The sequence below is a fragment of the Candidatus Sororendozoicomonas aggregata genome, from assembly GCF_031528575.1.
Classification (GTDB): domain Bacteria; phylum Pseudomonadota; class Gammaproteobacteria; order Pseudomonadales; family Endozoicomonadaceae; genus Endonucleibacter; species Endonucleibacter aggregata.
The window spans coordinates 1-9,028 of the sequence record NZ_JAVLSP010000116.1 but is presented as its reverse complement, the minus strand read 5'-3'; the positions used below and the strand labels follow the sequence as shown (position 1 = coordinate 9,028).

At 45.3% G+C, this 9,028-nt stretch carries 7 protein-coding genes and 3 pseudogenes; 9 read left to right on the top strand and 1 reads right to left on the bottom strand.

The window, feature by feature from the left end; translation table 11 throughout:
• The 3 genes and pseudogenes from V4C51_RS15970 to V4C51_RS15960 form a co-directional block, all read left to right on the top strand.
• Nucleotides 1-2,056, top strand: a 2,056-nt coding sequence (locus tag V4C51_RS15970) for a hypothetical protein (RefSeq protein WP_330927179.1), incomplete at its 5' end; no start/stop codon positions are given.
• Between the two features lie 63 nt (nucleotides 2,057-2,119).
• A pseudogene (locus tag V4C51_RS15965) lies at nucleotides 2,120-2,404 on the top strand (transposase); the annotation flags it as partial.
• Nucleotides 2,405-2,412: 8 nt separating this feature from the next.
• Nucleotides 2,413-2,586: pseudogene (locus V4C51_RS15960) on the top strand (IS256 family transposase); the annotation flags it as partial.
• A gap of 71 nt (nucleotides 2,587-2,657) precedes the next feature.
• On the opposite strand, the gene V4C51_RS15955 reads toward V4C51_RS15960, so the two are convergent.
• Nucleotides 2,658-3,371: a hypothetical protein gene (locus V4C51_RS15955; protein ID WP_330927178.1), complete on the bottom strand. Its 714-nt coding sequence runs from the start codon at nucleotides 3,369-3,371 to the stop codon at nucleotides 2,658-2,660.
• A gap of 270 nt (nucleotides 3,372-3,641) precedes the next feature.
• Here V4C51_RS15955 and V4C51_RS18095 point away from each other — a divergent pair.
• The 6 genes and pseudogenes from V4C51_RS18095 to ptsP form a co-directional block, all read left to right on the top strand.
• A pseudogene (locus V4C51_RS18095) lies at nucleotides 3,642-3,881 on the top strand (C2H2-type zinc finger protein); the annotation flags it as partial.
• Nucleotides 3,882-4,004: 123 nt separating this feature from the next.
• The gene (locus V4C51_RS15950; protein ID WP_330927177.1) at nucleotides 4,005-4,334 is read left to right on the top strand and encodes a hypothetical protein; all 330 of its coding nucleotides are present in this window, start codon (nucleotides 4,005-4,007) and stop codon (nucleotides 4,332-4,334) included.
• A 145-nt stretch (nucleotides 4,335-4,479) separates the two neighbouring features.
• On the top strand, nucleotides 4,480-5,253 hold the full coding sequence (locus tag V4C51_RS15945; protein ID WP_330927176.1) for a C2H2-type zinc finger protein: 774 nt from the start codon (nucleotides 4,480-4,482) through the stop codon (nucleotides 5,251-5,253).
• A 90-nt stretch (nucleotides 5,254-5,343) separates the two neighbouring features.
• Nucleotides 5,344-5,751 carry an acyl-CoA thioesterase gene (locus tag V4C51_RS15940; RefSeq protein WP_330927175.1) on the top strand — a complete coding sequence of 136 codons (408 nt, stop codon included), beginning with the start codon at nucleotides 5,344-5,346 and terminating at the stop codon, nucleotides 5,749-5,751.
• 351 nt (nucleotides 5,752-6,102) lie between these two features.
• A complete protein-coding gene (locus V4C51_RS15935; RefSeq protein WP_330927174.1) occupies nucleotides 6,103-6,594 on the top strand; it encodes an RNA pyrophosphohydrolase in 492 nt (163 codons plus the stop codon).
• A gap of 46 nt (nucleotides 6,595-6,640) precedes the next feature.
• A complete protein-coding gene (gene ptsP, locus V4C51_RS15930) occupies nucleotides 6,641-8,935 on the top strand; it encodes a phosphoenolpyruvate--protein phosphotransferase (RefSeq protein ID WP_330927173.1) in 2,295 nt (764 codons plus the stop codon).
• The last annotated feature ends 93 nt before the right edge of the window (nucleotides 8,936-9,028 follow it).

Sequence of the window (9,028 nt, the reverse complement as noted above, 5' to 3'; positions counted from 1 at the left end):
GAAAGTGGATGACCAGTTCAGTATGGAGCTGTTCCGCGCCTTTTCGTCCATGAATGCTGGTAAAGGGTTGCCCAAAGAAGAGGACGTGAAAAAGGTGAAGGACTGGGAGGTCTGGAAAGTGGGTGACCAGTTCAGTATGAAGTTGTTCCGCGCCTTTTCGTCCATAAATCATGGTAAAGGGTTGCCCAAAGAAGAGGACCTAAAAAAGGTGAAGGGAATATTAAACTGGATCTCTCACAAACAGTCACTACTGAAACTTATGACCAGGCTTTGGGCTTCAGAAGAACTACCCGCACTTGATGTATTGATGAAGAGAGAAAGACAAATAAGCCTATTACTTTCGAGCCACTTGGAAGACATGGAAGATGAGGAACATGAGGAAGCAATAAATACACAAATAAAAATGGTAGTACTTTTTCTCACTACCAGAAAGCGAGAATGGTTTTTAAACTGGAATTATTTGGAGCAATTTTATGAAGCCCAAACAGAGGATAGAGGTAGGGTACTGGAAAAACTTATCAAATTACTGTCCAGTTATGGAGGGAAAGGAATCATAGATTATCTTAATGCGTCCCCCACAGAAAAACGTTTTATGTTATCTTACACCAACAAAAAGGTGCCATTGGTCGTATTGAATAAGGCAATAGATTATTACTCTAAACCTGAAGACAGGAAACAGTTTATTTTTTTTAACAACCAGCAAAAACAACTGCCGGATAAAGCAAAATGGGAACAGCGCTTATGCCAATTAGAAAAACTGTCCAGTGTGCTGAAATACGATTATAGAAAAAAAATCTACTGGAAAGTATTGCAGTCATTCTCCCCTGAAGATCAAGATTATTTTCTCGATGAATATCACGCGCAGTCAATATTTGATGTGTTCCCGGCATTGAGCTGCTTGAAAAAACTCAGAAAAGCACGCTCATTCTCGTGGTTTAAACAATTGCTTCAAGCTTGCGTTGGACTAAAGGGGCAAGCAATCACAAGAGAGGGTATTCAGGCGCTTTTTGAGGCATTGATTATAATCCAGGCGCCATTATACACGGATACTGAACTACCTAATCATTTCTTATCTGGAATGAGTGAAACCAACAAAGGGTGCGCAATGGTGAAGATGGGGTCTTACTTCCAGACACCGGAGCAACTGGCACTCGCCTTTATCAAGGCTGTGATGTGGGCTCTTAAAGATATGTTTTTTACTGTCAAGAGGCAAACCCTTGATATCGAAGAACTGGATATTGGGGATAAAAAAATCCATCATTTTCCTGTTCCTTTATTGGTGATTAATGACGATAGTATTGAGATTAGCAACTGGACGTTGAAACAGCTTAAAGATTTTGTGCAATGTATTGATCTTCCAGAGGAATATTATTTTACCGAAGAACAGCAGGAGAGTTATTTTAACCCCCCTTATCCTGTATACATCCAGAGGAAGATAGCCAGACAAGAAGAAAGAAAGAGGTTGGCAGCTTCTGATATTACAGCAGCGCCATTTAAGCCTGTTCCAATTTATCTTCTGATTAGCGTAATCAACAAAGACCTACCTATAAAGCCTATGCTTTGGCAATCATTTGATTACCATAAAGAGAAGCTGCCAAAAAATATGCACGATAAAATCCGTGGAAAAATAGCAAACGAGATAAAGAATTGTCCTGAAGGTATAAGGGAGTCGTTGGAAAATTACTTTACAAAGGTTGTAACAGGAAAAAGTGAAGAATACAGCCAAGAGGCTGAAATAGAAGACGGGGGTGGTCACCACAGCAACCGCGAAAAAGAAGGGTTTGATAGCCTATGGAATAAATTAACGCATAAAGAGATATTTGATGATGGGGTACTTAAATTGCTTGAAACATACAAAGAGCAGATGGCGTTTAAAAATCTGGTAATAACTCTTCAAAAATCCAGTGTTCATGCAGACCAGTCTTTACTGGAAGTGTGGAAAACTTTGGTGCAAGAGCAATTGCAAGCTCTGCAAAAACGTGACCCCTGTTTCCTTAATATGGATGAGGAAACATACGATCTTTTGGATGAAATGGGAATGTTTATGAGCCTGTAAATAGAGGATGTAATTTAATTTATGTAAACGCTTGTCGTTAAACCTCCAAAGAGGAGCATAACTATGAGCGTTGAAATCAATGAAAAATTGCTTGATCAAGTGGTTGGGCAAATCAAAAATCAGGACGACCTTGCCGACTTCAGCCGCCAGCTGATCAAAGCGGCTGTTGAGCGTGTTATGGCCGTCGAGCTGGAAGAGCGCCTTGGTTATGCCAAGCACTCTACCGACGGGCATAACACGGGAAACAGTCGCAACGGTTCCAGCAAAAAGACCATCAAAGGCGACTTTGGCGAATTGGAAATCAATACGCCCCGCGACCGAAATGGTGAGTTTGAGCCTCAACTGATTGCTACAGGGTCATCCGAAAGGCGATAAAAAACCGAAAAATATTCCCAACGGATGATGCGGTTCTGAAGGTTATTTACCTGGCGACAGAAAAGGCGTCGGCCAAATGGACTATGCCAATCAGAGACTGGAAGTCAGCCATGAACCGGTTTGAAATTATGTTTCCAGACCGGATCAAGGTGTAAACAAGTAATGGCGTTTACACAGAATTATTTACAGGCTCCAGAAATTAACCCCTTTAACTTTCTGTGTCCTGCTATTTAAAGAGCGCGGCTACGCTGGCTGCATCCCCCTCATATCCAGGATTTTCACCGAGCGTGAGTTTAATGCCGTAACAGCCCATCCATTCTTCTGAACGGCCGCAGGGTTCATCGATAACATGTTCATCCGACCAGACGGCCCCAACAATGGAGGTATTGGGGATGGCATGGACGAAATTAACCTCATAAATTTCACGCAGAAAATCCTGGTCATTCCCGTATAGCCATTGACTGGATGCATAAGCTTTTGGAGCGCTTATGGCGTAGCCAGCCATGTTCCTTGCATCAATTAAATAAATATAACCAGAAATAATACGTCTATCTAAATACCAATCTAATTCAGGGTAATATCTTTTCATAAAAAGAGGTTTGCTGCCAAGTTTTAAGTAAAATTGCGCAATTCTTGTCGACAGGGATGTGGAAACCCCATAATTAAATGTAAACCCACCATTGAGACTGCCTGTTAATCGATCCATACGCGCGTCTAGGGTAGTAGAATGTTCAAATACGCCAGTAGGAATAAATCCTTCACGAAAGATAAGTTCAGGCTTTCTTTTGTCACCACGAAAAACAAAACCTGAAAACGTACGCTTCCCAAATTCATCTTTTTCCAGGTCTCTGCAGATCGATCCGAGAATACCATTGGTATTATTGTGTTTGAAATAGTTAGATAAGGGAAAGGTTTTGTTACACGCTAGGGGCTTGTTCATAAGATGATCCCTCTTGATGTGGGTAATAAACAATGGGCATGACTAAAAAATAAGATGATTAGACCTGAGTGTTATGATGAGTGAAAAAACCGTTTTACAATGCGCTGAATCCAACCCACTCACAAAAAGTCGTGGTAATAGTGTTCAGCGCAGCCTTAATCGGGGTATCCATGAAAGGCATCAAGAGACAGTTGGATTGTTAAATTACCCTGATTATCATGAACTACACTTTATAAAAATCGGTTCATACTGAGCGAAAAAGGGGGCTGTATGCCAAACGAGTGTGAATTATGTGAAAAAAGTTTTAGGTCTCCATCCGCTTTACGTCAGCACATGCGCACCCATAGCGTAGAAAAGCCCTTTAAATGCACTGTCTGTGGTAAGGGCTTCAGCAAAAGCTGGAGTCTCACTTCGCATATGCGATCCCATAGTTCAGAATGGCAGTATAAATGTGATATCTGTGATAAAGGCTTTCATTATAAAGCTAATCTCAAGGCTCACAAAAAATCCCATGAAAGAGGATATAACAGATTCAGTTGCCCTATCTGTGAGACACGGTGGTTTTTAAAAGAAGAATACTTAAAATCACACATGAAAAATATCCACTCCTGCACCCTCTCACCGGGGTTAGCCATGAATACACAAGATATTCCCAATGTTGGCCCGGTCAGTTGTCTCACTCACACTTTGTCGACGCAAACGGGTGTAGTCACCACTGTATCAGCGATAACCTCTTCTAGTGGAGCCGCCGCCGTTTTTACTCAAAGGGTAACGGCAAGCCCATCCGCCGCCCAAGTGTACCCAGTAACAACAACAACGGTTACACAAAAAGGGGACGCTGTTCCAGTGACTGAGCACCTGCCAGGGCAGAGCGATATTAAGGTCGACATCAGTGAAATATTCAAAGAAGATATTGATAGACTCGCTAAATGGCGAACGGAAGAGTCTGATTTTTCCGTATAGTGGTTTCTTTTAGCCAGGTTTTACTGGAGATTTTATTGCCACACCCTGAACTTTTTTCCTGAAAGGAACTCAAAAAGTCATTGGGCAGCCCCTCATAAGCTACATGTTAATGAAGCTGCTTATGTTTAGCAAAGCAGGAGACTGTATGCATACCTGTGACCAATGTGGTAAGAGTTTTAAGTATCCATACGACCTAAACATGCACATGCGCGTTCATACCGGAGAACGGCCCTATGAATGCGAAGTCTGCCTTAAAGCCTTTAAGAATAAATCTCACCTCAAAGACCACATGCTATCCCATACCGGGGAACGGCCCTTTAAATGTGATGAATGCGAGGAGAGCTTTAGGGATAGCACTGCCCTTAAAGGACATAAACGAAGACACACTGGGGACTTGTTCTTTTGTGGTCAGTGTGGCAAGGGCTTTGAACAAAATAAGCTTCTCAAGGTACATCTGAAGACTCATGCCAATGGCGGTAAATTTATTTCTTGCCCTGTCTGTTCGACAAAGCGGTTTAGGTTGATGGATCGATTGGAAGAACACATAAAAAAAATCCACCCTGGCCAAACCTTAGCTCAGTTAGAAATCAGTACAAAAAATGTTCCTGGTGTTGGTCCCGTCAGCTGTGTCGCTCATACGACAACGGAAACAGGTTCCGTCAGGACTGTGGCGAGGATAACTTCTTCTAAGGGAAGCGCCACTGTTACTAGAACAGAAATGATAGGGGCAAGTACATCCACAAGCCCATCCAGCGCTATAGCTTACCCGATAGCAACATCAACGGTTGCGCAAGAATCGAATTCAGCATCGAAGCCCTCTTTTTCATTGGCTGATGCCCCGCGGGTCGATCAACCCATAGATTTTAGTGATCTAGTGAACCTGTGGGGAGGCGAAGGCGATGAAGGCTCTCTCTGGTAATATTCACAGTTCCCTTCAGGAAGTATTATCTTTAAGCTGAGGTTACCATAAAAAATCTGTTATCCCGGTATTTAATCAGGTAACCAAATAATGTATAAGCTCGCCCTCACACCTCGCTTTTGCGACACGGATGCTTTAGGTCATATCAACCATGCGGTGGTGCTCAACTGGTTTGAACAAGCCCGTGAACCGGTATTCCGGCTGTTTGTTCCTGATATGAACCCCAGGCACTGGAATTTAATCATTGCGCGCATTGAAGTTGACTACAAAGCGCAGATTTATTTTGGCGATGACATTGAATTAAGTACTTACGTACAAAAAATGGGTACCAGCTCCATGACGATCGTCCATGAGGTGCGGCAGAAAGAGACGCTATGCGCCCGGGGGCGTGCTGTTATGATTCACTTTGACTATGAAAAAAAGCAGCCACTGCCTATTCCATCAGCAATTCGCCAGCTACTTGAGCAGGAGTTTGAGCCAGGAGCCTGTCGGACTTAAGGCAATTTCGGCCTGAAATCCAGAAAGAGCGGCCATATTTTCCGATGAATTTGCTTAAACAGGTCAACTATTCGCACAAATCCATCGAAAAATATGACTCGCTCTACTGAATTTCATGCTCGAAAGCTTAAGCCCGACAGGCTCCCAGGATAAACGACGCTTTTACTGTTTTGGAAACTGTTCAAAATCTAATTTTGTTGATTGCCGGGGCATATTACCATCTTCTGCTATCCTGTTAATTTTAAGAATAATTCTTGTTAATTTTATGCGTATTAACCCGGATCGGGTTTGCTGTGCTAAGGCTCTTTGTGAAACAATGCCAGACAAGACAGTTTCAAGGTAGCCGAAGGCGTGATTGATTCAGATGGATTCAGGCCCAATGTGGGTATCATCCTGGCCAATCACCTCGGACAGGTTTTATGGGCAAGACGCATCCGACAAGATGCCTGGCAGTTCCCCCAGGGCGGAATTAACGATAACGAAACGCCAGAAGAAGCCATGTACAGAGAGCTCTACGAAGAAATAGGGCTACGTCCGGAAGATGTAGATATTCTGGCGTGTACGCGCGGCTGGCTGCGCTATCGTCTCCCCAGGCGTTTGATACGACGGGAACAGCACCCACTTTGCATTGGCCAGAAGCAAAAATGGTTTTTGCTAAACCTGCTGAGCAGTGATGAGAGCATACAAGTAGACCATACAGGCTCGCCGGAGTTTGACGGCTGGCGCTGGGTTAGTTACTGGTATCCGTTGGGTCAGGTAGTCTCGTTCAAACGAGAGGTGTATAGAAGGGCACTCAGGGAGCTAGTTCCCAGAATAGGGCGACTGCAAGCACATGACTGCTGAATAGCCCACAACCATTGCCCATCCGGGGATTAATGGACTGGCGCTAATGTTGAATACCCTGCGGACAATTGTCCATGAGGTCAGCTCGGCTGACAACCTAAACTCTGCGCTGCAGAAAATTGTTCGGCGGGTGAGGGAGGTTATGCGGACAGAAGCTTGCTCTGTCTATTTCTATAACAGTGAAACCTCCCATTACACCCTAATGGCAACGGAGGGTTTGAACCCTCTGGCCGTGGATAAGATATCCTTTACCTACTCTGAAGGTATTGTTGGTCAAGTGGGGCTGCGCGAAGAACCTATCAATATTGATGATGCTACCTCACATCCCAAGTACCGGTATCTTGAAGCTATTGGTGAGGATAAGTTCAGGGCATTTTTAGGTGTACCTATTATTCACCGGCGATCCATGTTGGGCGTTCTGGTGATTCAGCGCGCCGAAAGGCAGCGCTTTAATGAAGATGAAGAAGCTTTTCTGGTAACCATCTCCGCCGTGCTTGCCGGCGGTATAGCCCATGCCGCTGCCACCGGTTCCATGAAAGGATTTCCCGATGGTCACTTATCCTTAAAGCCTTTTGAGGGAACCTCCGGCGCAAGCGGTGTGGCCATTGGACAGGGTATTGTTATGGTGCCCCCCGCAGACCTCAGTGCCGTGCCCGACGGCTGCTGCACAGACATTGCCGAAGAGTTGGCAATGTTCGAGCATGCCCTCACAGAAGTCAGGGAAAGCCTGACAATATCGGCACAAAAGCTGGCATGCCGTCTTCCTCCTGAAGAACTTGCGCTGTTTGATGTGTATCTGAAAATGCTCGATGACAAGGCGCTGACCTTTGAAATTCGCCACCGTATTGAAAGTGGTTTGATGGCTCAAACCGCGCTTCGGCAAGTGGTTGAAGAGCATGTTAACCGGTTTGAAATGATGGAGGACCCTTATCTCAGGGAGCGGGCAAGTGATGTCAAAGACCTTGGCCGGCGCGTGCTTTCCTACTTACAGGCTTCAGAAGTATCCCCTTCGCAATACCCGGATAACACCATTCTTATCAGTGAGGAATTAACCCCTGCAATGTTAGGCGAGGTTCCACAGGACAAACTGCTGGGGTTAGTATCACAACACGGCTCAGGCAATTCCCATGTTGCCATACTGGCCAGGGCGATGGGGATTCCCACAGTAATGGGGGCAGTTGACTTACCTTTCCATAAACTGGCGGGTAAACAACTCATCGTTGATGGTACTTTAGGCCATATTTATCCATCGCCATCCGATGAGCTGGTGAAACATTATCTGCAGGTGATTGAAGAAGAAAAGGCTTTTGCCAAAGGGCTTGAAGTCACCCGAGATCTCCCCTGTGTGACCATTGACGACCATAAAGTGCCCCTTTGGGTGAATACCGGGTTGATGACTGACACGGTGCGCTCCCTTGATCGCGGTGCAGAAGGCGTCGGGCTTTACCGTACTGAAGTACCTTTTATGGTCAGGGAGCGTTTTCCCAGTGAAACCGAGCAGGAGCGGATTTACCGAAGTCAGCTTGAAGCCTTTCATCCTCGTCCGGTGACCATGCGGACACTCGATATTGGTGGCGATAAGGCCCTTAGCTATTTTCCCATTGATGAAGATAATCCTTTTCTTGGATGGCGTGGCATTCGTGTCACGCTCGATCATCCAGAGATTTTTCTGGCGCAAGTCAGAGCCATGCTAAAAGCCAGTGCCGGGTTAGGTAACCTGCGCATTATGTTGCCGATGATTTCTTGTGTTTTTGAGGTAGAAGACGCTCTTCAGTTAATTCACCGGGCCCATGAAGAGGTTACCGCTGAGGGGGTAACCACATCCATGCCGGAAGTGGGGGTGATGATCGAGGTTCCGGCAGCTGTTTACCTGGTCGCGGAGCTTGCCTCAAGAGTAGATTTTCTGTCGGTCGGGTCCAATGACCTGACACAATATCTGTTGGCTGTGGACAGAAATAATCCCAGGGTTGCCAATCTCTACCACTCTTTTCATCCAGCTGTCCTGAAAGCCCTGTGTCATATTGCCAAAGAGGCAAACAGTGTCGGTAAGCCCGTAGGCATTTGCGGAGAAATGGCTGGCGATCCTGCCGCCGCTGTATTGCTGATGGCTATGGGATTTAATGTGCTGTCTATGAATGCAACCAATCTGCTCAAGGTCAAATGGGCATTGCGAAGAATCACTCTGACACGGGCACAGGATATTCTTGATAAGGTCTTACAACTGGATAACGCCCATGTCATTAAAAGCACTCTGGAGCTGGCCCTGAGCAAAGCCGGAATAGGCCAGATCCTGCAAAGCAAGAACTTGCTTTCTGGCAACCTCCCCCCGTCGGCAAGCTAGGAGCCTGTCCGAGAATAGACTGCCCTACTGCGGTTGCGATAAATGGGTCTAAAAATTCCTGCTTCTTCGTCAAATAGCCCCACTATTATCCTC